This window comes from Vibrio sp. 10N.222.49.C9, from assembly GCF_041474985.1.
Taxonomy (GTDB): Bacteria; Pseudomonadota; Gammaproteobacteria; order Enterobacterales; family Vibrionaceae; genus Vibrio; species Vibrio crassostreae_C.
Genome location: NZ_JBFRVD010000010.1, coordinates 37,045 through 61,487, shown reverse-complemented (window position 1 = coordinate 61,487; position 24,443 = coordinate 37,045). Strand labels below are relative to the sequence as shown.

23 protein-coding genes are annotated in these 24,443 nt (G+C 45.8%); all 23 read right to left on the bottom strand.

The annotated features are described in order from the left end of the window. Positions 1-3: 3 nt before the first annotated feature. Complete coding sequence (gene fliQ / locus AB4585_RS04230; protein ID WP_029235191.1) at positions 4-273, bottom strand: flagellar biosynthesis protein FliQ; 270 nt, start codon at positions 271-273, stop codon at positions 4-6. Positions 274-284: 11 nt separating this feature from the next. Next, a complete protein-coding gene (gene fliP, locus AB4585_RS04225; RefSeq protein WP_372154560.1) occupies positions 285-1,214 on the bottom strand; it encodes a flagellar type III secretion system pore protein FliP in 930 nt (309 codons plus the stop codon). Next, positions 1,201-1,641 (bottom strand): flagellar biosynthetic protein FliO, encoded by a 441-nt coding sequence (fliO, locus tag AB4585_RS04220; RefSeq protein ID WP_017060675.1) that lies wholly within the window; start codon positions 1,639-1,641, stop codon positions 1,201-1,203. The genes fliP and fliO overlap by 14 nt, the downstream gene beginning before the upstream one ends. Continuing rightward, the gene (gene fliN, locus AB4585_RS04215) at positions 1,641-2,051 is read right to left on the bottom strand and encodes a flagellar motor switch protein FliN (RefSeq protein WP_004739851.1); all 411 of its coding nucleotides are present in this window, start codon (positions 2,049-2,051) and stop codon (positions 1,641-1,643) included. Before fliN ends, fliO begins: the two co-directional genes overlap by 1 nt. Positions 2,052-2,080: 29 nt before the next feature. After that, complete coding sequence (fliM, locus tag AB4585_RS04210) at positions 2,081-3,127, bottom strand: flagellar motor switch protein FliM (protein ID WP_017060676.1); 1,047 nt, start codon at positions 3,125-3,127, stop codon at positions 2,081-2,083. Between the two features lie 7 nt (positions 3,128-3,134). Next, a complete protein-coding gene (gene fliL / locus AB4585_RS04205; RefSeq protein ID WP_017060677.1) occupies positions 3,135-3,623 on the bottom strand; it encodes a flagellar basal body-associated protein FliL in 489 nt (162 codons plus the stop codon). A gap of 90 nt (positions 3,624-3,713) precedes the next feature. Beyond that, on the bottom strand, positions 3,714-5,843 hold the full coding sequence (locus AB4585_RS04200) for a flagellar hook-length control protein FliK (RefSeq protein ID WP_372154559.1): 2,130 nt from the start codon (positions 5,841-5,843) through the stop codon (positions 3,714-3,716). Between the two features lie 182 nt (positions 5,844-6,025). Then, positions 6,026-6,463: a flagellar export protein FliJ gene (fliJ, locus tag AB4585_RS04195; RefSeq protein ID WP_017060679.1), complete on the bottom strand. Its 438-nt coding sequence runs from the start codon at positions 6,461-6,463 to the stop codon at positions 6,026-6,028. A 19-nt stretch (positions 6,464-6,482) separates the two neighbouring features. Further along, on the bottom strand, positions 6,483-7,802 hold the full coding sequence (fliI, locus tag AB4585_RS04190; RefSeq protein ID WP_017060680.1) for a flagellar protein export ATPase FliI: 1,320 nt from the start codon (positions 7,800-7,802) through the stop codon (positions 6,483-6,485). After that, positions 7,802-8,602, bottom strand: a complete 801-nt coding sequence (fliH, locus tag AB4585_RS04185) for a flagellar assembly protein FliH (RefSeq protein WP_372154558.1) — start codon at positions 8,600-8,602, stop codon at positions 7,802-7,804. The genes fliI and fliH overlap by 1 nt, the downstream gene beginning before the upstream one ends. Positions 8,603-8,726: 124 nt before the next feature. Beyond that, a complete protein-coding gene (gene fliG, locus AB4585_RS04180) occupies positions 8,727-9,788 on the bottom strand; it encodes a flagellar motor switch protein FliG (RefSeq protein WP_017060682.1) in 1,062 nt (353 codons plus the stop codon). Continuing rightward, positions 9,781-11,523, bottom strand: coding sequence for a flagellar basal-body MS-ring/collar protein FliF (gene fliF, locus AB4585_RS04175; protein ID WP_017064120.1), 1,743 nt, complete (start codon positions 11,521-11,523; stop codon positions 9,781-9,783). The genes fliG and fliF overlap by 8 nt, the downstream gene beginning before the upstream one ends. A 16-nt stretch (positions 11,524-11,539) precedes the next feature. Beyond that, positions 11,540-11,851, bottom strand: a complete 312-nt coding sequence (fliE, locus tag AB4585_RS04170; protein ID WP_017060684.1) for a flagellar hook-basal body complex protein FliE — start codon at positions 11,849-11,851, stop codon at positions 11,540-11,542. A gap of 132 nt (positions 11,852-11,983) precedes the next feature. Then, complete coding sequence (locus AB4585_RS04165) at positions 11,984-13,393, bottom strand: sigma-54 dependent transcriptional regulator (RefSeq protein WP_017064121.1); 1,410 nt, start codon at positions 13,391-13,393, stop codon at positions 11,984-11,986. Positions 13,394-13,426: 33 nt separating this feature from the next. Beyond that, a complete protein-coding gene (locus tag AB4585_RS04160; protein ID WP_017060686.1) occupies positions 13,427-14,467 on the bottom strand; it encodes a PAS domain-containing sensor histidine kinase in 1,041 nt (346 codons plus the stop codon). A gap of 184 nt (positions 14,468-14,651) precedes the next feature. Continuing rightward, positions 14,652-16,118, bottom strand: coding sequence for a sigma-54 dependent transcriptional regulator (locus AB4585_RS04155; protein ID WP_017064122.1), 1,467 nt, complete (start codon positions 16,116-16,118; stop codon positions 14,652-14,654). A gap of 228 nt (positions 16,119-16,346) precedes the next feature. Beyond that, positions 16,347-16,757 carry a flagellar export chaperone FliS gene (gene fliS / locus AB4585_RS04150; protein WP_004736194.1) on the bottom strand — a complete coding sequence of 137 codons (411 nt, stop codon included), beginning with the start codon at positions 16,755-16,757 and terminating at the stop codon, positions 16,347-16,349. A 12-nt stretch (positions 16,758-16,769) separates the two neighbouring features. Then, on the bottom strand, positions 16,770-17,075 hold the full coding sequence (locus AB4585_RS04145; protein ID WP_017060688.1) for a flagellar protein FliT: 306 nt from the start codon (positions 17,073-17,075) through the stop codon (positions 16,770-16,772). Positions 17,076-17,078: 3 nt separating this feature from the next. After that, the gene (gene fliD, locus AB4585_RS04140) at positions 17,079-19,106 is read right to left on the bottom strand and encodes a flagellar filament capping protein FliD (RefSeq protein WP_017066379.1); all 2,028 of its coding nucleotides are present in this window, start codon (positions 19,104-19,106) and stop codon (positions 17,079-17,081) included. Positions 19,107-19,128: 22 nt separating this feature from the next. Next, positions 19,129-19,554, bottom strand: coding sequence for a flagellar protein FlaG (gene flaG / locus AB4585_RS04135; protein ID WP_017066380.1), 426 nt, complete (start codon positions 19,552-19,554; stop codon positions 19,129-19,131). A gap of 81 nt (positions 19,555-19,635) precedes the next feature. Continuing rightward, positions 19,636-20,766: a flagellin gene (locus AB4585_RS04130; RefSeq protein WP_017066381.1), complete on the bottom strand. Its 1,131-nt coding sequence runs from the start codon at positions 20,764-20,766 to the stop codon at positions 19,636-19,638. Positions 20,767-21,354: 588 nt separating this feature from the next. Beyond that, positions 21,355-22,488 (bottom strand): flagellin, encoded by a 1,134-nt coding sequence (locus tag AB4585_RS04125; RefSeq protein ID WP_048616124.1) that lies wholly within the window; start codon positions 22,486-22,488, stop codon positions 21,355-21,357. Positions 22,489-23,136: 648 nt separating this feature from the next. After that, positions 23,137-24,273, bottom strand: coding sequence for a flagellin (locus AB4585_RS04120; RefSeq protein ID WP_017064128.1), 1,137 nt, complete (start codon positions 24,271-24,273; stop codon positions 23,137-23,139). Positions 24,274-24,443 lie beyond the last annotated feature (170 nt).

The window sequence follows — 24,443 nt, the reverse complement described above, 5'->3', positions numbered from 1 at the left end:
GGTTTAATACAGAACTTGCGGCAAGCGTTCGATGAGCTCAAAAAAGAACTCCATCATCATCTGGGTCATCCAGTGTGCGAATAGCATCAACGCCAACAAAGTTACGATCAAACGCGGCAGGAAACTCAGGGTTTGTTCGTTGATTGAGGTCGCAGCTTGGAAAACAGCCACAACCAAACCGATCAGCAGGCTAGGAATAATGATGGCGCAAACCATGATTAATACCATCCAAAGGGCATCTCGGAACAACTCTACGAATATTTCAGGATTCATTATTCCCCCAGCTACAAGGCAAAACTGCCGGCGAGTGTGGAGAGTATCAAGTTCCAGCCATCAACAAGAACAAACAGCATCAACTTAAACGGCAGCGATACAATCATCGGTGACAACATCATCATACCCATAGCCATCAATACCGATGCCACCACCAAGTCGATGATTAGGAAAGGCAAGAACAGCATAAATCCGATTTGGAAAGCCGTTTTTAATTCCGATGTGATAAATGCTGGAATCAGAACCGCCATCGAAACATCTTCAGGGTTAGTCACTTCCGCGCCAGAAATATCAACAAAGGTTTCAAGATCTTTGATTCGAGTCTGCTTGAGCATGAAGGATTTAATCGGTTTTTGGGCAACATCAAATGCCTGTCGTGCCGATATCTGTTCATTAAGATAAGGCTGAACTGCTTGTTCGTTAACTTGATTAATCACTGGCGACATGATGAAGAAGGTCAAGAATATCGCGATACCAATAATGACTTGGTTAGACGGTGTTTGTTGTAGACCCATCGCCTGACGCAAGATAGACATCACAACCACAATACGAGTGAACGATGTCATCAAAATCACCATCGCCGGCAAGAAGCCAAGCATGGTCATTAACGCGAGAATTTGCAGGTTAATCGAGTAGTCTTCACCGCCATTGGCATTGGTTGTCATGGTAAAGGCAGGTATGCCGCCACCATTGCCAGTCAAGCTGCCCGTGGTCATGGTTGTCGATTTGGCTTGGTCTTGTTCCATCGTGCTGATAGTGACCGAATCCGAGCCAGCGGTATTCGCAGGAATGACGGTGCCGTCTTCAGCTTGTGCAAATACCGACACACTGAATACGATTGAGCATAGGAGAATAAGCTGAACCAACCACACTTTCACCGCTCGGAAAGCTCCGGCTTGGTGAAAGTAAGAGGAGTTCAAAAGTCCGTTACTTGTTTGCATCTTTTTTTATTAGCTGGGAAAGCTGACTTGAAAATGTACTTTTTTCCAGCATCTCCTGAGTAAGAGGTTTATCGAGCTTAGAGATCAGCTGAATCGATTGTGTGGTAATCCCTACCAAGAACTGTTCATCACCCGCTTGCACAATAGCGATACGCTCTTTAGTACCAACAGGGATTTGCCTAACAATCGCCAAACCTTGTTGATTCGACATCGCAGGTACTTGCATTCGCTTGAGTAGCCAAGCAATAAATAAAATGAAGGCTATAACGAAAATTAGCGACCCAAAGGTGGTCGCTAAATCGAGAGAAGGCGGTGTTGCTGCAAAGGCAATGGAAGGAGCCGTTAATAGCCCTACTCCCAAGATTCCTCGTAACAAACCTGTCATTCCGAGAAAAGAGCCCGCAAGTCTTTGAGACAAAAAGCTCATTAACGCAGCTTCTTAATTCGTTCTGTTTGGCTAATAACGTCAGTCAAACGAATACCAAACTTGTCGTTCACCACAACCACTTCACCATGAGCAATCAAGGTACCGTTTACCATCACATCCAGTGACTCACCAGCGATTCGATCTAGCTCAACAACCGAACCTTGGTTCAACTGAAGTAAATTACGGATACTGATCTGAGAGCGACCAACTTCCATCGAAATAGTCACTGGAATATCCATAATGGTATCCAGCTTACGACGCTCATCTTCAGAAATCGGAGATGATGAATCGGTTAGCTCATCAAGTGGTGCCGCAAGCACATCATCAACATCAATTGACGGCGCTGAAGGATCTTCACCAAGTGCTGCAGCCCATTCGTCTGCTAGCTTTTGATCTTCACTAGGTTCCATTACCAATTCCTATACTTTTATCTATTTTACTATTCGTCGTCATCATCACTGTTTTCGAGCTCAGACAATAAGTCTTTACCTAGAAAAGCGAGATCAGTTTTAACCACATGTGGTCTTTGAATTTTTTCCGAAATCTGTACTGCAAGCTTCTCACCAGAACGGCCCATTTTCACACGATAAGTCGGCAGTTCTTCGACAAACATGGTTGCGTGCTCAGGCATGTTCATTGGGATAACATCACCAGGGCGCAGCTCCATCAGATCACGAAGGGAAATATCTTGCTCTAGCAAATTCACGCGGAAATTGACGGGCACATCCATGATCTCATCACGCAGTGCGGTACTCCAACGAACATCGGTTTCCATCTTGTCTGATTGAACACCCGCATCAAGCAGTTCACGGATCGGCTCAACCATGGAGTAAGGCATGACAACGTGGAAGTCACCACCACCGCCATCCACTTCAATGTGGAACGAACTCACAACAATCACTTCGGTTGGGCTCACAATGTTCGCCATACTTGGGTTCACTTCGGAATCCAAGTATTCAAACTCAACCCCCATCACTGGCGACCAAGCTTCTTTGTAATCTTCAAAAACAATTTTCAGCAGTAACTGAATGATTCGTCTTTCAGTAGGCGTGAATTCACGACCTTCAATCTTGGCGTGGAAACGACCATCACCGCCAAAAAAGTTCTCTACGAGAATGAAAACCAGACGAGCTTCCATGGTGATGAGTGCCGTACCTTTCAATGGACGGAAACGAACCATGTTTAAACTGGTGGGTACATACAATGTGTTTTGGTACTCACCAAACTTCATCATCTGTACGCCGTTGATCGACACTTCAGCCGTTTTACGTAACATATTAAACAAGCTGATACGCATATGACGTGCGAAGCGCTCGTTAATAAGTTCAAGGGTCGGCATTCGACCACGGACGATTCGATCTTGAGATGAGAAGTCGAAATTGACCGCATTGTCATTTTCGGTTTCTAAGACATCTTCAACTTCTTCAACATCATCAACGCCATGTAACAGCGCATCAATTTCGTCTTGGCTTAATAAATCGGTCACAAATTACCTATTGAATTACGAAGTCAGTGAATAACACTTTTTCAATCACAGGCTGGCCAACAGCTTGAGCCAGGCTTGCTTTAATATCTTCTGTTGCCTTATTACGCAGTTCCACGCGGCCTGTTGGTGAGCGCAATTGATCAACCGTTGCCGAAGCGAACGTGGCCAGTAGCGTACTTTCTACAAGTGGAGAGTGGTAACGAGCCAGGTCTTCATTCTTACTGCCACGTACCATGAGCTGTGCTTTTATCTGAACTAGGCGATCTTTTTTGTCACCTGTCACATTAAACAAGAAGGGCTGAGGAATATTAACATACATAACCGGCTCTGCAGCGACCACAGCCGTTGCTGGCTGAGACTGAGATTCAGAGGCGCTATCGTCAGAACCTAAGAAAAAGTACAGCGCACCACCTATACCAAGCAGTAACACAACTACGGCAATAATAATTATAAGGAGCTTGCTCTTCCCTTTAGGTGCATCTTGTTCTTCGGCCATATCTTACTCTAACTTCCTGTTCTTGCGATTAACTGATGGTTCTTTTTATTAACTGGTTTTTTCTATTAACCAAGCGTTCTTAGCCTGATATTAGGCATAATAACTAATTCCATCACGCTTTGATGCGACATTCAATTCAAGATTGCTGCCACTATCAAGGTTTTCATCACCTTGCGTATCATTTGTGCGGTTAGCGCCGGATTGTTGCTCACCATTGTTGTATCTATCTTGTCCCTGACCGGAGTTCTGTTGTTGAACAGACGAATCGGCAAGCTGCAGACCTTGCTGAGCAAGCATCTCTCTCAAGCGAGGTAAGGTTTGTTCAATCACATCTCTCGCTTGCTGATTACTCACCGTAAAGTGCACGTTTGCCACGTCATTATTCATGGTCATGCGGATTTTCATTTGGCCCAATTCTGGTGGGTCGAGACGAATGTCCAAGTTCTTAAGGTTCTTAGACATCATCATTTGTACTTTTTCAGCCACTTGCTCATTGGCTAGCTCTTTGGTGAGCTGTAAGGGCGCTTGTTGAGCAGCTTGAATTTCAGCTCGCGTAGGTGCTGAACCCACCGTTGCCGTACCTTGTGCACCAGCCGCAGAAGCGATCTGCTGAGCAAAGGTCGAATCTTTAGAATCTTCTTTAGCACCCGCTTTACCCAAACCAGACAGTGCTGCTGCACCGGCGCCCGCTTTAAGAAGCGTATCAGTCGAGCCTGCTTTTGTGGCAGCTGGCGTTGCATTCATCGCCATTCCTTGCGCGGTTAAAGCTGGATCCAACGTTGCTTGCTGCTGAGGTGAAGCCACATTAGCTTGTTGAGCTGCGGCCTGTTGGGCTGCATGTGCATTATTGGCGTGCAGCATTGCCGCCTTGTCCGTAAGAGCATTGTTTGCTGATTGAGAAGCGGCCTGCGCTGACACTTGTTGTGTAGCCGTCGCTACAGCTGCTGTTGATGCTGCCGCAGCTAAGGCTTTAGTTTCGCTTGAATCCGTATTATCCCAATCGATAGCAGTGGGTTCACCAGACGCACTGTTCGCAGCCGGAGCTTGACTTAGCAAAGCTGTTACTTGTTGTTGAACGTTAGCGAGCTGTTGATTCAACAGGTCTAGGTTAGAGGTCGCTTTAGCCAAAGCGGCTTGCTCATCAACCGTCAGCTTAGCGCCACTTTGTTGCTTATCAAGCAAGCTATCGACAACAGACTGCTCTGATTCGATTTGTCCATTCAATTGGTTTAGCGCTTTGGTATGGGCATCTACTTGCTTTGCCAGTTCAATATCCACGGCTGACAATGCTTGGCTCTGCTCGGCAGCAACCGCACTAGCTGCATTCTTTTGGCTCAGCTCTCGGCTCATACTGGCTTCAATTTGTTCTGGAGTGACGCCTTTATCCATCAACTGTCGGATTTCAGTATCAGTTAGCTGAGAAACACCCTTACCTCCGGTAAGTACAGCGATTTCAGAATCGACTTCAAGGCTCTTCTCCTGATTTGCAGCCTTAGCTTGTTGTGTCGCCTTATCCGTAACGGAAACTCCTGCAACAGAAGCACCGGTGATATTACCTTGGGCTTGTTCTACCTGACCTTGCTGAGGCAAGCCTTTGCCGTTTGGCGCTTGATTTAGGGTTTTGTTTGCCTCATCCAATTGACCAAGCAATTTATTGCCTTCGCTCATCGCTGCATTGGCTTGCGATGCCTGCGTAGCACCATCTACCGCTGATGGACCCTGAGTTTGGGATTGAGCAATATGTTCTTTAGATTCGTTAGTCGTATCCTGCGCATCTTTACCATCTGCCTTATCTGCAACAGTCTTATCAGCGACAGTGCTATCAGTGCCCGAATTGGCTTTGAGCTGAGCCTCAGATCCAGACGCAGCCTCTGCTGATGTTTTATCAGCAGCTTTCTCGCCTTCTACTTCTGAAGCTGCTTGCTTGCTTTGCGCTTCGCTCACTTCGTCAGTAGCCTTTGATTCAGCGAAATCACCTTTGTTCGCTTCGGCTGACGCTTCACCTTCGGTAGATGTCTGTTTAGTATCAGGTTTCGCAGTGCTTTCTGTGTCTTTTGCTGCGACTTTACTGTCACTTTCTTCAAAGCCGAGCGCTTCTTTAAAGGACTCAAAGAAACCTTTAGAGTCGCCGGTTTCTTCTACCTTGGAAGAGGCAGAACCGGTGTCCAACAACGATGACATTTTGTTGGTCGCTGAATTTGAGGAAAGACTAACATTCATATATACAAGCTCTATCTACTAGCTTTGCTGCCATGAATCAGGCAACAAAAAGAAAGTCGGATGCTTTTCATGCCTTTGGTGGACATAACGCGCAATTTTATATAAAACGGAGCAAGAAACATGCCTATAAGTTCGGTTTTCACAATATAGAGAACAGCACTGACGTCATTCGTGGCTTAGGATCACATCTTCTTTCGGCTGTATAACAGAGTCGAAAACTCATCCATTTGCTTTTGTTCTCTTCGATCTTGCAGCTTTGCTTTCTCTTTCTGCTTTTTCTCCATCAACCACTCGTAGGATTTACGTTTTTTGCGTAACTCCATCCAGTAGCTTTGGCAGTTGTCGACTTGATTTTTAAAGTGGTGCTCGGCTTCTCTCTGTTTGGATAATGTTTCATCCAACTGAGTTAAGAAGCGGTTCAAGTGACCATATTGGCTCGCCGTTAAGCCTGCCTTGCCGCGGTCAACGAGCTGCTGACAGTAATCCAGTCGATACTTTTCAATCTGCGCAACCTGCTCATAGTAGCCTTGCAGCTCAGAGTTCGCTTTGTTGAGCGCAAGTACCGCTTGGTTCTCTTGATCTTTGGCTTGATCGAGCAAAAATTCTAATGCGTTATCCATGACTAACCTTATTCACCCGTTAGCCACCCAATACATGTTTCAACATGTTGACGCACATGTCGTATGGGACGGTCTCTTTCATCTTCTGCTGCAAGTACTCATCCAGTTTTGGTTTCAACGTGAAGGCACTATCGATTGCTGGATCCGTTCCTGGCTTGTAAGCACCAATCGACACCAAATCTTGGTTTTTACGGCAGATAGACAGCACTTGCCTTACCGCTTTCGACATCAAGACATGTTCTTCAGTGGTGATTTGCGGCATAACACGACTGACGGATTTCTCAACGTCAATCGCTGGGTAGTGACCGGCATCGGCCATCTCACGAGATAACACAACGTGACCATCGAGAATTGCTCGCGACGCATCCGCAATCGGATCTTGTAAGTCATCGCCTTCGGTTAACACGGTAAAGAAAGCCGTGATAGAACCTTGTTCATCATTGCCGTTACCTGCTCGTTCCACCAGCGCAGGAAGCTTAGCGAAGACTGATGGCGGATAGCCCTTGGTTGCTGGCGGCTCACCCACAGACAGAGCAATTTCACGCTGAGCTTGAGCAAAACGGGTCAATGAATCCATGAGTAGCAGAACATCTAAGCCTTGGTCGCGGAAGTACTCGGCGACAGCCAACGCGGTTTGACAGCCTTTTAAGCGCATCAATGGTGATGAGTCGGCAGGAGCGGCAACAACAACCGAACGCTTACGGCCATCTTCACCAAGAATCTCTTCAATAAATTCTTTAACTTCTCGTCCACGCTCACCGATTAGGCCTACGACCACTACTTGCGCAGTTGTGCCTCGAGTCATCATGCCCAGAGTTACGGATTTACCGACACCAGAGCCAGCAAACAGACCTATACGTTGCCCTTTACCCACGGTTAGCAAACCATTAATGGCTTTCAAGCCGACATCGAGTGGTTCAGAAATCGGTTTACGAGCTAACGGGTTGATTGGCTCCGCATTAAATGAAGCGCGTTGCTCTGTATAGATTGGACCTAAACCGTCGAGTGGATTACCTACGCCGTCGATCACTCGACCGAGCAGTTCCATTCCAACAGGGATACCACTTTCGGTAGTCATTGGCGTGACGCGAGCGCCAGGTAAGATCCCGGTGATTTGCTCACTCGGCATCAAAAATAGGTTATCGCCAGAGAAACCGACGACTTCGGCTTCCATCTGACCAGACATGGTTTCGACTAAACACAAACTGCCGATTGGCGCTTTACAGCCGGTCGCTTCAAGCGTTAAGCCAACAACGCGTACTAATTTACCAGAGGCAATTGGTCGCGATTTTAGCCCCTCGACTTTGTACTGACTGAGACGATTCGCTAACTCAAGCATTACTCATGACCTTGGTGACGATTTGCGCCGCAGAAATTTTGAATAACGTTCTTTACACGATCTTCCATGCGGTAGTTAACGCTCGACTCACCCGCTTCAATTTGTAAATCACCACGGTTGAGTGCTGGCTCTGCGACCAGCGTCCAATTACGGCAGTCCAATTCAGTCTCGCCATACGCAGAGCGAATGATCGCCACATCTTCCGGATTGAGTTTCAATGTGATTGCGTGACCAGAAATCGGCAACGACTCTACCGATTCTTTAACGGTATCTAATATGATTTGTGGGTTGGTTTGCACTTCAACATGAACCACTTCTTTGACCATGGTAAGCACCATGTCGACCAATTGCTTCTCCACCTGAGCGTTCATCAACTCTAATGGTTGAGCGAACTGGTTTGCCAGCCCCATGAAGACGGCCACCTGCTGTTGAATGTACTCTTGACCCGCGGTTACGCCTTCAAGCTTGCCGGCTTCGTTGCCTTCTTCGTGACCGGCAGCAAAACCTTCTTCTTTGCCTTTTTCATAGCCTTGCTTAAAGCCCGCCTCTTGGCCTTGATGCAGCCCTTCCTGATAAGCGCCTTGTTTAATCAGCTCGATTTGCTCTTCAGTCAGAACCAGCTCTTCATCTTCAATGGCTTCTTCAACCGTTGGCATCCAACTAGGGTCGTAGTTAAAAGCGGTTTCTTTGGCTTGTTTGCTCACGTCAGAGGTGTAGTCAGGCAGCCCCCATTTCTGAGGTTGGGCAACCGTATTATCTTCTTCAGGGCGAAGGAAGCCGCGTTTTCTATCACCTGACATATCAGTACCTATCTATGAGTGGCTTAACTGTATTGTGAATTCAAGCAGTTAAACTGAGTTAATCTGTGGTTCGAGATTGGATAAAGAAAAGCCCCAACAGTGTGGGGCTTTTGAGATTTCTGTATTAAAGGAACTCGTCGGCGCCACCAGACAGCATAATTTCGCCACTGTCTGCCATCTTCCTCGCGATACCCAAAATCTCTTTCTGAGCCGCTTCAACATCAGAGACTTTGACTGGCGGCATCGCCTCAATATCGTCTCTCATCATATCGGCAGCACGTTTAGACATGTTCTTGAAGATCTTCTCACGTAGACCTTCATCTGCACCTTTAAGTGCTTTCTGTAGAATATCTTGTGGAACATCACGTAGTAGTCGTTGAACACCTTGGTCATCAACTTCAATAAGGTTTTCAAAGACAAACATCAGATCTTGAATCTGTGTTGCCATGTCTTCGTCTTGGTCACGGATTTGATCCATCAAGACGCCTTCCACGTTGTTATCCATGTAGTTCATGATCTCAGCCGCGGCTTTCAGGCCACCAATTTTGGCAGCTTGAGCACCCGCTTGACCCGCGAACTGTTTCTCCATGATTTCATTCAGTTCAGCAAGCGCCGAAGGTTGAACTTCTTCAAGGTTGGCAATACGCATCATCAGATCCAGACGAACTCGCTCTGGGAACTGAGACAGGATCTCAGCCGATTGATCGGCATCGAGGTACGACAACACAATAGTTTGAATTTGAGGGTGCTCGTTGATGATAATGCTCGCCACCTGACGAGGATCCATCCACTTAAGCGAATCCAAACCTTTCGAACCTGTGCCGAGAAGGATTTGGTCAACAAGGTTATTCGCCTTGTCTTCACCCAGAGCAGCAACTAACGCATTACGCATGAAGTCTTCGCTGCCCATACCAATGTTGGTGTACTTCTGAATATCATCTAAGAAAGCACGGTGCACAGCGCCTACTTTCTCTTGGGATAGGTCTGTAGCTCGCGCCATCGCACTACCCACACGCTGAACCTGCTTTGGCTCTAGGTGACGAATAATACCAGCAGCATCTTCTTCATTTAAACTGAGCAACAAGATCGCAGCGCGCTCATCGCCTGAGATAGAGCCGATATCCACGCTAGAGACATCAAGCACTTCACCGCCTTCAGTTTGTTGTGGAACTATTTCGTTAGCCATCTACCATCCAATTCTTAACTACTTGAGCTGCTAGCTCTGGTTCATTCGCTACAAGTGCACGTACTGCTTTCAGCACGTCCTCGTCTTTATGAAGGTTTGGTAAGTCGATACTTGAACCAAATTCAAACAGCTCACCACCTTCAATATCACCACCAATTAAGCTGGTTTCGCCGTCGGCACCAATTGGCATGCCATCAGGTCCGTACATCTGTTCATCGTTGTCTGCTGCTGGGTTAAGCAGTTTCTTCATTGCAGGGCGAACAAGTACCAACACCACCACAATGATAACCAAGGCACTTGCAAACCAACGAACCCAATCATTGAAGTTTGGATGCTCCCAGATTGGCACATCAGCAACAACATCTGTTACTTGAGGTGCAAACTGCATGCTTAATACGTTGAGCAAATCACCACGAGTTTCATCAAAGCCCACCGTACCAATCAGTACTTGGCGAATCGCATTGATTTCGCTCGCCGGGATTGGCGTATGAACCACTTCACCCGTATCTGGGTTCAAGGATTGGCGGTCTTTGATCGCAACAGAAACCGTCTGACGATTAACCGTGCCGCTCTGTTTACGTTCATGACTGATGGTGGTGTCTAGCTCAAAGTTTCGAGTCGCTTCTTTGTGAACAGAGCCTTGACCTGTCATCGCGCCGTCTTTCATCTGAGCCACATCTTGTGGAATTGAGGCATCCGCTGGAGGCTGGTTACTCAACGCACCCGGAATACCCGCCACCGTATTTCCATTGTTGTAATCTTCTAAGGTGTATTCACTTCGAGTCGCCGGTGTATTCGGATCAAAACGTTTTCTGGTTTGCTCCACAGCACTGAAATCGAGCTGGATATCAACCTGAGCGGTGTAGTTACCAAACCCAAGAATAGGAATCAGGATGGAGTCAATTTTTTCACGCAGCGCTTGTTCTTGATTGCGCTCTAACTCGTGTTCTTTACGACGCGCCGCTGACATAGGGTCTTGAGAGCCTGAGCTCAACAATCGGCCATGCTGATCGGTCACCGTAATACGTGAGGTTTTCATTCCCGGAACGGCACTTGCCACCATATCCACAACAGAATCAACTTCTTGCTGCTTGAGGTTAGTACCTGTTTTTAGAGTTAGGAATACAGAAGCAGAGGCTTCTTGATTATGACGTACAAAAACACTCTGCTTCGGCAGGGCCAATAAAACCTGAGCTTTACGCACCTGTTTCATCTGCTCAATGGCTTTGGCAAGTTGTCTTTCGCGGCTTAATTTAAGGCGTTCTTGTTCTAAACGTTGTGATACACCAAAACCCATGTCTTGCATGAGGATGTCATCACCCGCGTTTCGCTCTTGATTCAAACCCGCTCGTACCATATTAAGCTTTAATGAGTTGTACTCACTCGCCGGTACTGAGATGGTATTGCCTTCAAGCGTGTACTGGATCTTTTGCAGATCCAAGTAATCAAGAACGGGGATCAATTCTTCTGTTTCGTAAGCCCCTAATGGACGCATTTCTGGCTCTTTTACCCAGAAAAACAGCATCACAATCAGCGCTACACAGATAGAGATAGAAAGGACTAAGACGACCTGACGAAGTAAATCGAGATCACCGACAGCCATATCGAACTTCGATGAACTGCGTTCACCTAGATCGGGATTTTGCCCTTCTCCGTCTAGCTCAGAGCCTGCAATCAGTGCGTGGTCGTTGCTATCGCTTACGGTTAAATCTGTTGTTTGACTATTATCTGCCACTATTTAACTACCCAACTTATACCGGCATATTCATCAGCTCTTTGTACGATTCGACCAATTTATTTCTAATTTGGATCGTCGCCTCAAAAGCCACACTAGATTTATTACGAGCAATCATCACGTCCGATAGGGATACGCTTTGGTCGCCACTATCAAAACGAGCTTGAAGATCACCTGAGGTCTTTTGTAATGAGTTCACATTATTGATGGCATTAGTCAGCATGTTGCCAAAATCTGCACCGACCGCTTGCCCCGTTGCTGCGGGACGCGCGCTGGCAGCTTCGACCATCATCGCCTGCATTTCGCCTTGTAAACCATCTATTCTCATCTACTACCTCAGGAGTCAAAATTATGACCATCTATTTAGCTATATTATTGACAGAGCAATTAGCGTGCCACACATTTAATTGACTAGATATCGTATTACACTAGTCAGAAAGCTGACACTACTAATCTATCCTCAGTTTGGGATATCTATTCCAGCATCGCGCATTTTAGCCAACTTGTAACGCAGTGTACGAGGGCTAATGCCCAGTTTTTCAGCCATATCTTTGCGTCGACCATTACATGCAATCAGGGTTTCAAGAATGATCGCATACTCTTGATCTCTAAGCTCATTACCTAACCCTTCGCTGCTAGCCGCGATTTTATTGATTGGGTTTGCTTCGGCAATAGGCTTGATTTCTGGCGCAGCTACGTCAGTGCCTTCGACGATTTGTTGTAGGCTGCTTGCGTCTTGCCAATCGACACCTTCAAGAAGGATATGCTCACCAGAGATGTTCTCTTGTTCGCTCAATATTAACGCACGCTGTACCACATTGTCTAATTCGCGAACATTGCCCGGCCACGGATAATTGACGAGTTTACTGATCGCTTGTGCTGACATAACGGGTACAGGCATACCAAGTTTGGTGCAGTGGCGCTCGACTAAGTGCTTGGCTAAAGGCTCAATATCGCCTTTACGCTCGCACAATGGAGGCCAAGAAATTGGGAATACATTCAGGCGGTAGTATAAATCCTCACGGAAATTCCCTTCAGAAACATACTGTTTAAGGTCTCGGTTACTGGTCGCTAATACACGAACATCCAATTTGATGCTCTTACGACTACCTAATCGCTCAACTTCGCGCTCTTGCAAAACACGCAGTAGTTTGGCTTGTAGGCTAAGATCCATTTCACTGATCTCATCCAACAGAATTGTACCGCCCTGCGCTTGCTCGAATTTCCCCGGGCAAGCTTGAATAGCGCCAGTAAATGCGCCTTTTTCATAACCAAACAGGGTCGCTTCTAACATGTTGTCTGGGATCGCCGCGCAGTTAATCGCGACAAACGGGCCATCTTTTCGGCTAGAAGCATTGTGAATGTAGCGAGACATCACCTCTTTACCAGAACCACTCGGGCCCAACACCATGACGTTGGCATCGGTTTTCGCAACTTTATCAGCCAGCATCATTAGCTTGATACTTTTTTCATCAGCAACGATAGCGTCGCCGTTGTCATCCGACTTTACAGGCGCATAACGGCTGACCATGTTGAGCAGCACTTCTGGCGCAAATGGCTTTGCCATATAGTCGATAGCGCCCTCTTTCATTGCAGCAACGGCATCTTCGATGTTGGCGTACGCTGTCATTAGCAATACCGGCAAATTTGGCCAATGCTGCTTAATGTTTCTCAATAGTGCCAAGCCACCCATGCCCGCCATCTGCACGTCAGATACGACAATATCAACGGAGTTCGATTTTAATTTGACCAGAGCATCTTCCGCACAATCCGCTTCCAGCCATTCATAGCCAGCAAGCGCGAGTGTGTCGACAAGGGCTTCGCGTAGACCTTCATCATCTTCGACGATTAACACTTTGCTTTGAGCCATAGGATTCTCCAGTGTAAATTCAGTTAAAACTTATTAGTCTTCAGAAGAAGCACTTCTTTCAAGCGGTAGACACATGGTAAAGCATGCGCCGTCGCCTTCTTCTGATATCAATTCCAGTCGGCCTTCATGTGCTCGACATACCATTTGTACAACCGCTAAGCCTAGACCTGTACCTTGTGAACGAGTGGTAAAGAAGGGTTCCATTATTTTACCTTGAAGCTCTTTCGGTACGCCGGGGCCACTGTCTTGCACTGATATCTTAAGCTCGCCATTTACGGGCCTAAAAAACACATCGATCTGCGATTCCTTACCCGCAATTTGAACCGCGTTCAACACTAGGTTGCTTAACGCTGAGGCGATAGCATTGGCGTTGCCGAACATTTGAGTCTGTTCGCCCTCAACTTCTTGGCAATAATCAATCTGGTTAGTTTTCAATGCCGCTTCCACCATAGGGTGAAATTCAGTGATCAATTCAGCCACAGTAAATGGCTTAACGACTTTGTTGTCACCACCTTTGGCAAACAACAGCATGTCGTTCACTTGCTTCTCTAAGTCATGCAATCTATCCATAAGCTTAGATTGAAAACGCGTTTTTGTTGCCGGCGGCAGATTTGGCGCGGCAAGGTTTGATGCATACAGCATCGCACTTGAAAGCGGCGTTCGCACTTGATGGGCAAGCGAGGCCACCATTCTACCTAATGAAGACAAACGCTGAAGATCACTCACGCGAGACTGCAATAGTCGGGTCTCGGTCAGATCGGTAATCAAAATCAGCTGACCCGTGGTAGAGGCTGAAATCGCCAAACGCACTTTTCGCCCGTTCTTCAATGAGATCTCATGACCGTCATCGTCTTTTGGGTCAAAGGCACTTTGAATCACTGAAAACCACTTCTCGCCAACCAACTCAACACCAAGAATACGATGCGCTTCAGGGTTCGCTTCTCTCACTTCGCCGTGTGTATCTAACAAGATAACCCCAGCTGGCATCACGTCGAGTACTTGCTTATAGCGCTCAACCTGCTGTTCAACAGAATCTAGGTGTGATTGATTTTCTGGTTCGTTAGATACGCGCATGTCAAAAATTTGCCTCAAATACTAAAACAGCCTGAGACGTACAACACGAGTCAGGCTATTTGCTATATTTATCACATAGTTAAGCAAGCAACAACTCGACTATGGTTTATCTGTTCACTTAGCTAGAGTTACCAAATAGCTAAAAAGTGTGTACTAGTTTTTCGTTTTCATCGAAAACTGGGCACTAGCGCTGCAAGTTATATTTACGCATTTTTTCAACCAGAGTGGTTCTACGCATTCCAAGCATGTCAGCAGCACGAGCAACAATGCCGCCCTGCGCTTCCAACGCTTGATTGATCATATTCACTTCCATATCCGCGAGTAGCTCTTTCAAGTTAACCCCTTCTGGCGGTAACTCTTGAGGCGCATTAGCATTGTCGGCAATATCATCTTGCTGGTCAAAACTGAAATCTTCTGAGAATAAGTCAGCAAGTGCATCACGCTCTTGCTCCTCTTCAGATCCAAAGCTATTAAACTCTGGCTGGAACTCAGGGATATCGCTGTATCGATATTTAGTTGGCAGGTGATTCACATCAACCAAGCTGTTTGGATACAAGATAACCATTCGTTCAACCAGGTTCGCTAGTTCACGAACGTTACCTGGCCAGTAATGCTCCATCAAAGAGTTGATAGCACGAGCCGTGAAACAGATAGGCATGCTGCCTTCCGCTTCCATTCGAGTCATCAGCTCTTGAAGCAACAGTGGAATATCTTCTTTACGATCTTGAAGCGCCGGCATTTCAATCGGGAATACATTTAAGCGGTAGTAAAGATCTTCACGGAACGAATCATCGTCGATCATATCTTCAAGGTTGCGGTGGGTTGCCGCAATCACTCTAACATCAGCTTGTATGGTGCTATTGCCACCTACACGCTCAAAGCATCGCTCTTGCAGTACTCGTAGCAGCTTAACTTGCATCGCCATCGGCATATCGCCAATTTCATCAAGAAACAGTGTGCCACCTTCAGCCAATTCAAAACGGCCTTTACGTGCGGTAATCGCCCCAGTAAATGCGCCCTTCTCATGACCAAACAGTTCACTTTCAAGCAAATCAGGTGGAATCGCGCCACAGTTTACAGGAACAAAAGGCCCTGAACGACGTTTAGAGTGATAGTGAATGTTACGCGCTACGACTTCTTTGCCTGTACCAGATTCACCAAGAATCAGCACGTTCGCTTCCGTAGAAGAGACTTGTTCAATTAAGTGACGTACTTCTTGAATGCCAGCACTTTGTCCTACTAGGCTGCGAAACAGGGTGTTCTTGCGTGCCGAAGACACAACTTGAACACCTTTACGGCCTAAGAAGTCTTTACAGTGTCTTAATGCATCACTTAATTGCGGGTAGTTAAGAGGAAGTTCAAGCTCACCAACATAGTTAGTCAACTCGTCAACCGGGTGATTGTTTTTGCCAATCACCAGTAAAGGGATGTGATTGGCGTGAACAAGCTTCTCATTCAGTAATGCGTTGAAGCCTTTACCTTTAATGGTACCAATAATGCAGCCGGCCCACTGTAGTGACCAGTCAACTTTACGTGCTTGTTCAGAGCTGATTACTTCGCAGCTCTCTCCTACAAACTCTAATATTGTGCTTAAATTGTGACGATCTTGAGCGTTATCGTCGACGACAAGCAGTTTTGCCAAACCTTGCATAAGTAGGAATTATTGCCTTTATTTTGGTGCGATGCGGAAAAACTGTGAGCAACGTAGTCTATAAAACAGTGAGATGTATCAATGATTATGGTCTACGTGGACAAATTTAGGAAATCAGCAACGAAAAAAGCCATTAGGCTATCTAATGGCTTCTATTTTATTTGATTAAAAAAATAAGGCAACCAACCAATTAAGGGATATGAGATTGGTTAAAACTGCAATTTTTCTTTAAATACCTACGTCAGCGGACGTCAAGTTGTGATATTCGTTCGGAATTTGGTCCCAAGCGCTCTTAATTTCGCGAATAATATCGATAACATCATCAATAGGCTGTGGGTCATTTTTGTGATTTGCCGCAGAAATTTGCGTGATCATGAACTCATAAAGTTGATCTAGGTTTTTCGCAATATCGCCACCATCGTCCATAGATAGGCAACTACGTAGGCTAATAATGATATCTAGAGCCTTACCAAGTCGCTCACCTTTCACTGGGATGTTGCCTGCTTGCATTGCCGCTTTGCCTTGAATCAAACGCTCGATAGCACCGGCCATTAGCATTTGTACAATCTTATGCGGTGAGGCAGCCGTTAGCTGACTATCCACTGATACCTTTTTATATGCCTGTAAAGAACCGCGCATAGTAAACCTCTTCTATAAAAACTTTTTGTATTGTTGAACTGATTTAGCGCCGTGACGATATTTATGTAGGGTCTTACCTACTCGACTCGTCTCAGACTGCATCAATTCGACTAATTTTCTGGTTCTGGTAATGGCTTCAAACCATTCAGAACTTTGCTTAACGTCGGGATGTGAGTCGATTATTTGAAGCACGTTTTGCAATAACTGTTCTCTGTTATCGACAAGCTGCGTTATTTCTTCAGCATTAATTTCACTAAATTCCAGTTTAGAGATAATTAGTTGATCGAGTTCACAAAGCTCTTGTAGCTGGCTATTCATCTATTAGCCCAACGCATTCATCATACTGCCCAGCTGAGATTGCATCTTACTGGTCGCATCTTGCATGGCTGTGAACTTAGAGTGGGTACGGCTCTCTAGGCTGTCCATGCGGCGGTCGAGCGCGCTTTGGTCATCAACCAAACGGTAGTTTTGCTCGACCAAGCTCTTTTCTCTAGTACGGATTGAACCCGTGATACCTGTGATACCTTGAATCGCATCTTCCACTTTTTTGGCGAAACCGTTGTTGCCACCAAAGAACTCACCCAACTTATCAAAGTTATTGTTGAGTTGACGGTCAAGCATATCGTAGTTGATTTCTAGCGAGCCTTGTCTTGTGGTGGTGATACCGAATTCAGTCAAAGACTTTAGATTGTCTGGCGCACCTTCGATACTTGATGAGAACACCCCTTTCAATCGGGAGTCGGCGTTACGCACTGTACTGTCACCAGAGAGCGGGCCTTTTTGACCAGTCGTTGGATCAACACCCGCGAGGTCTTTCGACACTTGATAGAACTGGTTATAAGAGCTCACAAAGGATTCGATATCTTGGCGAACACTGTTACGGTCGTACTCCACACCAATTTCTGCCGGCGGCTTATCTTTTGGCGTTTTTCCTTTCACCGTAATATCAATACCTTCAATGGCATCTTCAATCACATTGTTATTACTAGAGAGTTGAGCAACACCATCTAGGACAACCATAGAATCTTGGCCAGCCTGAACTTCAGTCATTCCACTATAGGTATCAAAAGATTGCTGTGCTTGTTCAAGATCTGCTTGCGCTTTATCGACCTTCTCTAAGAGCTCGCGCTCTTCGGGTTCTAATTTGGCACGCTCAATTTTCTTGGCTTGCTCTGCGGTGAGTTCGCCTTTTTGAACTTTCTCAGCCAACTCCGCTTTTTCTTGTGAAATCTTCTCTTCGATACGCGCTTGCTCAGCCTCAAGCTTTTGTTGGGCTTCTTTCGGTGTCACGTATGAATCGGTCAGAGTACCTGAGGCAGCATTTGACCACCCCGGCACATCGGGTGCCTTCTCTATCGCTTTTTCATCAAGCTCAAGTTCTGGTGTGTAGTAAGAATCTAAAAGCGTACCTGACGCGGTTTCAGTCCAGCCAGGGATATTATCTTCAGGCATCACAGACTTTGCTGCTTGAGCTGCGTCTAGGGCGGCTTGGCCGTCGGCGGCTGCTTGCTCACCGTAGCTGAGACTTTTAGAGTCTCCGTCAACATCTGAAGTAGAATCGGTTTGGGCTGCTGGGATGATATTGCCATCTTTATCGAGTGTTTCATTCGCATTTGGGTCATCGCTAGCGATCACTTCATCGATGAGTTCAACGGCTTTTCCTGCAGGGGTTAGAGCTAGAATATCTTGAGCAGCAACGCGCGCTTTCTCTAGCGCTTTAACACGTTCTTCAAGCGTTTTGTATTCGAGTTTTTTTAAGGGATTGGCAGCATCTGACTCAACATTAATGCTGATCTGCTGATCTGAACCAGACTGGTTCGAGGCAATAATAAGTCTTGGACCTTCGACATCGTTGATAATAGATGCACGAACGCCTGGGTTGCTATCTGCACCGTTGATACCACGAACAACTTCGATAAGTCTCGATCTGTCGCCAACTTGCACGTCAAAGCTGTCATCACCAAGCGAAACCTGCAGCTTACCTGGGCCAAATTTCATGTCCTCTGACAGTACATCAGAAGCCACTTTATGGCTTTGGGCAAGCTGCAACACATCGATGGCATATTTGCCAGCGATCGCTTCGGTAGTCGCGGTTGCAGAGACAAGCGCTTCATCGGTACTTTCCACTGTTCGCACAGCAAAAGCTTTTTCCTGACGAAAGTTTGTCATCAGGTTTTTCATCGAATCAAGGGATTCTCTGAGTCTTCCATAGGCACTAATGCTGGTATCGATTCGCGTTCGTTCATTGTCGATTCGTTGCTGTTTAGGTACACGCTCCGAATCAACAATTTTGCTGACCATGGAATTGATATCCATGCCAGACGAAATCCCCATTGGGCCAAAACTCATTAAATCACCTCAATAATACGACTTAAACCTTCACCTCAAATATTCGACTATTCGAGTTTTGGGCTGCTAGGCGTCTTAGAATTTCAAGCATTTCTTCATCAGGGATCTGGCGAATAATATCACCGGTTGTGGTCTCATAAATGGTAACTACATCTCTCCCAGATTCTTCATCGACCTTAAAAGCCACACCTTTATTGAGAGAGGAGATAAACTCGTTTACCTTCTCCACCATTTTGACTCGCTCTTCATCATTTAACTCTTGTCTATGTTGAGCTAATTGAATCGCCGCTTCGGTAGCTTCCTCTTTCGATTTCTCTACCTTGTCATAAGATGTTGCTTCTTTTAGTCGCGAAAGACTCGACGCACTACTACCTTCATCGCTTGCAATTTTAATGCCATTAGGTGAGCCATAAGGCTGGATGTTCGATGCGTTGGATGATATTTCCATAACACTCTCCCTCCCTCCTTTATGAGCCAAACAGTAAAACTCTACCCAGAGTAGAGTTTACCGCTACTTACCGAGGTAAGTTTAGCCCAATAAGCTTAGAGCTGCTGATGGTGACTGTTTTGCTTGAGCTAGGATAGAAGTACTCGCCTGTTGTAGGATTTGAGACTTCGTCATAGCTGTTGTTTCTTTCGCGTAATCGGTATCTTTGATACGGCTCTTAGACGCATTAACGTTTTCGTTGATGTTGTCTAAGTTGCTGATTGCATGGTCAAAACGGTTTTGGAAAGCACCTAGAGAAGCACGTTGGCTATCAACAGATTTTAGAGCACCATCAATGATAGATACTGCTTCGTTTGCACCTGCAACAGAAGTTACGTCGATATCGTTAACGGTAACGTCTTTACCAGCACCGATACCTAGTTCGCCCGCAAGGCTGCCGCCAAACTCAACATCACCTTCAACTTTTTGGCTTGAAGCGAAAAGTTGCAGTTTACCGCCTTCACCCACAGACGCTTTAACGTCTTGGCTTTGACCATTGATGTAAGTTGCTAGCTCTTCGATATCGTTGCCTTCTTTAGCAGAGATAGATAGCTCTTGCGCTTCACCAAACTTATCGTTGTATTTGATTGTTAAATCAGCACCCGCACCTACACGCCAAGAAGCATCTTTGCCTTCTGTAACGCCGTAGCTCTTACCACCCATGTCTTGAGTGTCAGTACGCATGTTGCTCATAGATAGCATTACTGCTTCACCTGAGTCAGCACCGATTTGGAAAGATTGGCTGCCGTAAGTACCGTTCAGAAGCTTGTTACCACCAAAAGAGGTCGTTTCAGCGATACGGTTAAGTTCTGTGTTTAGAGCAGAGACTTCTTCTTGGATCGCAACACGTTCAGATTTGCTGTTCGAACCGTTTGAAGATTGAAGAGAAAGGTCACGCATACGTTGCAGAATGTTGGTTGACTCATTCATTGCACCTTCAGCTGTCTGTGCAATAGAGATACCGTCATTCGCGTTTTTCACAGCCATATCTAGGCCACGACTTTGCGACGTTAAGCGGTTAGAGATTTGTAGGCCTGCAGCATCATCTTTTGCGCTATTGATTTTATAGCCAGAAGACAAACGCTCCATTGATTTTTGAGTACCTTCAGCCGCGCTATTTAGGTAGCGCTGAGCCGTCATTGCAGACACATTTGTGCTTACATTAATCGCCATAGTTGATCTCCTTTAGGCATTTTTTAATGTACTTATGTGACTCTCACCTCACACTAATACATGTCAATTTTGTTTATGCACCAGTGTCTCTCTCACCTTACATTGGTACATATCATTTCTCTCAATCCCTTTAACGGCGCCTTAATTAGAAGCTTTAATAAAAAATGCGCTTTTTTTCATATTCTTTTCAACAACAAAGGAAAGTGTGATCGGGCTTCAATTAATAGGGCGACATTCGCTAAAGTTGCCCCATTATTTAAGTTAATGAGCGTAGTGTTGAATATAAAGTCAGAAGAGATCCCTGATATCTCGTTCTACTCGATTCTGGGGTGACGAAAGACTGCTTCGATGTAGTAAGCGAGGAAACCATCATTTCCCAATTCCCGTCACTCCCTACAGTGAGGAGCGAGCGTGATAGGGAATCTCGCTTTCCAATCAACGACCAACACCAAAACTCCCCCCTTCTCCAAATTGCAGGCAATAAAAAACCCAGCCGAAGCTGGGTCTGTTTAGCGCTCATCTCTCACCACGAGCTAATTTGTGGAAGCCTAACGTTGACGCTTATAGTCAACGTGGCTTTTTAATCGATTAACCTAGTAGGCTAAGTGCCGAGTTCGGAGCTTGCTTCGCTTGAGCAAGAATCGAGCTTGAAGCTTGAGAAAGGATCTGAGACTTAGTCATCTGAGTCGTTTCTTTCGCGAAATCGGTATCTTTAATACGGCTCTTAGATGCGTTAACGTTCTCGTTAATGTTGTCTAAGTTGCTGATAGCGTGGTCGAAACGGTTTTGGAAAGCACCTAGCTCAGCACGGTGGCTATCTACATACTTAAGTGCCGCATCGATAATAGCTACAGACTCTTGTGCGCCGCCAACTGATGTTACGTCGATAGTATCAACCGTTACGTCTTTGCCAGGTTGCATGCCTAGTTCGCCAGCCAGGCTGCCAGAGAATGCCACTTCGCCTTCAACCTTGTTGTTACCAGTAAACATTTGTAGCTTACCGTCTTCAGTTACAGACGCTTTAACAGAGTCTTGTTGACCGTTGATGTACGTTGCTAGCTCTTCGATGTCGTCACCCGCTTTTGCGCTGATGTCGATTTCTTGTGCTTGACCGAAGTTATCAGTGAACGACATTTTTAGGTCGTTAGAGCCTGCTTGAACGTTCCAATCTTTATCTTTCGCGTTCTCAGTTTGGTAGCTCTTACCACCCATCTGAGCGTTATCAGAGCGCATGTCTTTCAGTTGAAGCATTACCGCTTCACCGTTGTCTGCACCGATTTGGAATGATTTAGTACCGTGAGTACCGTTAAGCAACTTGTTGCCACCAAAAGACGTCGTTTCCGCGATACGGTTCAGTTCGTCGTTCAGCGCTGTTACTTCTTCTTGAATCGCTACACGCTCAGATTTTGAGTTTGAGCCGTTTGAAGATTGTAGAGACAAATCACGCATACGTTGCAGGATGTTAGTCGTCTCATTCATTGCACCTTCAGCTGTTTGTGCAATTGAGATACCGTCGTTCGCGTTACGTACAGCAACATCAAGACCACGACTTTGAACGTTCAAACGGTTCGAGATTTGTAGACCCGCAGCGTCATCTTTTGCGCTGTTGATTTTTGAGCCAGAAGCTAGACGCTCCATTGATGTTTGTTGTGCGCTGTTTGCGTTGTTTAGGTAACGTTGCGCTGTCATCGCTGAAACGTTTGTATTTACATTCACTGCCATGGTGATTTCTCCAATTGATTTTCCGGTATAGCGGTTTCCGACGTCTCGGAAAACCAAGTAGTTCTCTCAAAGTTACTTTTAATAACGGCGCGAAAATCAGAAGCTTTAGAAAAACTTTCAAAAAACCACAAAAAAAACATTAATCTAATATTTATCAACAACTTAATTTTCATCATTTTCTAATACAGCGATAGATTTCAATTGGAAAAAGATCTTAATCTGTTCAGAAAGCGTACGAACCGCCGTCTAAATGGCTCAAGGTCGAGAAATGATCAATCGCCAAAGATCTCTGACTTACGCAAATCTTGTGTAATAGATGACATTATTTGTCGTGAAGAAGAACCATCAAATAGAGATTTGGAAAAGGTAGTGCGAGAAAGTTCACAGGAAAATAAATAGCAAAAACAAGAAATACAGAAAGGAAAAAGCCCCTTTTCCTTTGAGAGAACCGGGGCTAGTTGGCGCGTCAGAGCCTGTGTGGAGATCATCGAGAAATGAACACATTTCCGACTTGCCGTTGCATTCTTACTGCAAAAATGGATAGCAGGTGAGAGATGAGAGAGCTAAACATTCAATAGTAAGTATGCTTGCCAGTTTCCCTTGCTGCATGGCTCACGTCTGAACACGAGCAGCAAGTTCAACCAATAACTATTGCAATAATGACATTGCAGAGTTAGGCAACTGTTTTGCTTGAGCAAGTATTGAAGTACCTGCTTGTTGCAGAATTTGTGATTTGGTCATTTGCGTCGTCTCTTTCGCAAAGTCCGTATCTTTGATTCGGCTGTTTGAAGCGTCTACGTTCTCTTGTACGTTTGCCAAGTTATTAATACTGTGGCTTAGACGGTTCTGTTTTGCACCCAAATCAGCACGCTGTGAATCCACGTACTTCATTGCAGAATCAATCACGCTGATCGCGTTCTGTGAACCCGCAACGCTGGTTAAGCTAACATCTTGAACCGAGGTTGCGCGGCCTTCACTCTTAATACCTAGCTCAGACGCTAGACCACCAGAGATAGACATTGGGCCGTCAAGGTCAGGTTCAGCAACGAACAGTTGAATGCGACCATCATCAGTAACCGATGCGTTCACAAGATCAGACTGACCATTAATGTAAGTCGCAAGCTCTTCGATATCATCGCCCGCTTTGGTATTGATATCTAAAACGATGTCTTCACCCGCTTTGGTTTTGAATTCGAACTTAAGATCGCTCGCTGTTGGCGGCACTTCCCAGTTCTTATCTTTCGCGTTTTCTGAATCGAACGTAGTACCACCCATACGGTAGTCATCTGCACGGATACTTGTCAGAGCCATGATCATTGCTTCACCAGAGTTAGAACCGATCTGGAATGAAGCTTCACCGAATGAACCGTTCAGTAGACGACGACCACCAAACGATGTGGTTTCCGCAATACGGTTAAGCTCATCTTGAAGTGCCATTGACTCTTCGTTCAGTGCAGTACGCTCTGCCGGCGAGTTAGTGCCGTTTGATGATTGAATCGCTAGATCACGCATACGTTGTAGTACGTTAGTCGATTCGTTCATCGCGCCTTCTGCTGTTTGAGCAATCGAAATACCGTCGTTGGCATTACGCATTGCCACATCAAGACCACGAGACTGAGCGGTTAGACGGTTCGAGATTTGCAGACCTGCCGCATCATCTTTCGCGCTGTTGATCTTGTGACCAGATGACAAACGCTCCATAGAAGTCGCTAAGTCATTAGACGCTTTATTCAGGTAACGTTGTGCTGTCATAGCAGATACGTTAGTGCTTACATTGATAGCCATTTTGCTCTCCTTATGAGTTCGCAAGCTTTCTGCGAAGCGGCCAGCTTTACTCTCATATGGATAAGCACTGACCGTGTATTACTCGATAAACCCTATACAAGGTTTAAGATCTGTATTAATCATTTATAACCAACACAGATACAAGTTGTATGCCAAGTTTAATATCATAT

Excerpts from the sequence above, each read along its gene's own strand:
- fliQ (WP_029235191.1), bottom strand. The coding sequence starts at position 273 with ATGAATCCTGAAATATTCGTAGAGTTGTTCCGAGATGCCCTTTGGATG.
- fliP (WP_372154560.1), bottom strand. The coding sequence starts at position 1,214 with ATGCAAACAAGTAACGGACTTTTGAACTCCTCTTACTTTCACCAAGCC.
- fliO (WP_017060675.1), bottom strand. The coding sequence starts at position 1,641 with ATGAGCTTTTTGTCTCAAAGACTTGCGGGCTCTTTTCTCGGAATGACA.
- fliN (WP_004739851.1), bottom strand. The coding sequence starts at position 2,051 with ATGGAACCTAGTGAAGATCAAAAGCTAGCAGACGAATGGGCTGCAGCA.
- fliL (WP_017060677.1), bottom strand. The coding sequence starts at position 3,623 with ATGGCCGAAGAACAAGATGCACCTAAAGGGAAGAGCAAGCTCCTTATA.
- AB4585_RS04200 (WP_372154559.1), bottom strand. The coding sequence starts at position 5,843 with ATGAATGTTAGTCTTTCCTCAAATTCAGCGACCAACAAAATGTCATCG.
- fliJ (WP_017060679.1), bottom strand. The coding sequence starts at position 6,463 with ATGGATAACGCATTAGAATTTTTGCTCGATCAAGCCAAAGATCAAGAG.
- fliI (WP_017060680.1), bottom strand. The coding sequence starts at position 7,802 with ATGCTTGAGTTAGCGAATCGTCTCAGTCAGTACAAAGTCGAGGGGCTA.
- fliH (WP_372154558.1), bottom strand. The coding sequence starts at position 8,602 with ATGTCAGGTGATAGAAAACGCGGCTTCCTTCGCCCTGAAGAAGATAAT.
- fliG (WP_017060682.1), bottom strand. The coding sequence starts at position 9,788 with ATGGCTAACGAAATAGTTCCACAACAAACTGAAGGCGGTGAAGTGCTT.
- fliE (WP_017060684.1), bottom strand. The coding sequence starts at position 11,851 with ATGAGAATAGATGGTTTACAAGGCGAAATGCAGGCGATGATGGTCGAA.
- AB4585_RS04165 (WP_017064121.1), bottom strand. The coding sequence starts at position 13,393 with ATGGCTCAAAGCAAAGTGTTAATCGTCGAAGATGATGAAGGTCTACGC.
- AB4585_RS04160 (WP_017060686.1), bottom strand. The coding sequence starts at position 14,467 with ATGCGCGTATCTAACGAACCAGAAAATCAATCACACCTAGATTCTGTT.
- AB4585_RS04155 (WP_017064122.1), bottom strand. The coding sequence starts at position 16,118 with ATGCAAGGTTTGGCAAAACTGCTTGTCGTCGACGATAACGCTCAAGAT.
- fliS (WP_004736194.1), bottom strand. The coding sequence starts at position 16,757 with ATGCGCGGTTCTTTACAGGCATATAAAAAGGTATCAGTGGATAGTCAG.
- AB4585_RS04145 (WP_017060688.1), bottom strand. The coding sequence starts at position 17,075 with ATGAATAGCCAGCTACAAGAGCTTTGTGAACTCGATCAACTAATTATC.
- fliD (WP_017066379.1), bottom strand. The coding sequence starts at position 19,106 with ATGAGTTTTGGCCCAATGGGGATTTCGTCTGGCATGGATATCAATTCC.
- flaG (WP_017066380.1), bottom strand. The coding sequence starts at position 19,554 with ATGGAAATATCATCCAACGCATCGAACATCCAGCCTTATGGCTCACCT.
- AB4585_RS04130 (WP_017066381.1), bottom strand. The coding sequence starts at position 20,766 with ATGGCGATTAATGTAAGCACAAATGTGTCTGCAATGACGGCTCAGCGC.
- AB4585_RS04125 (WP_048616124.1), bottom strand. The coding sequence starts at position 22,488 with ATGGCAGTGAATGTAAATACAAACGTTTCAGCGATGACAGCGCAACGT.
- AB4585_RS04120 (WP_017064128.1), bottom strand. The coding sequence starts at position 24,273 with ATGGCTATCAATGTAAGCACTAACGTATCTGCTATGACAGCACAACGT.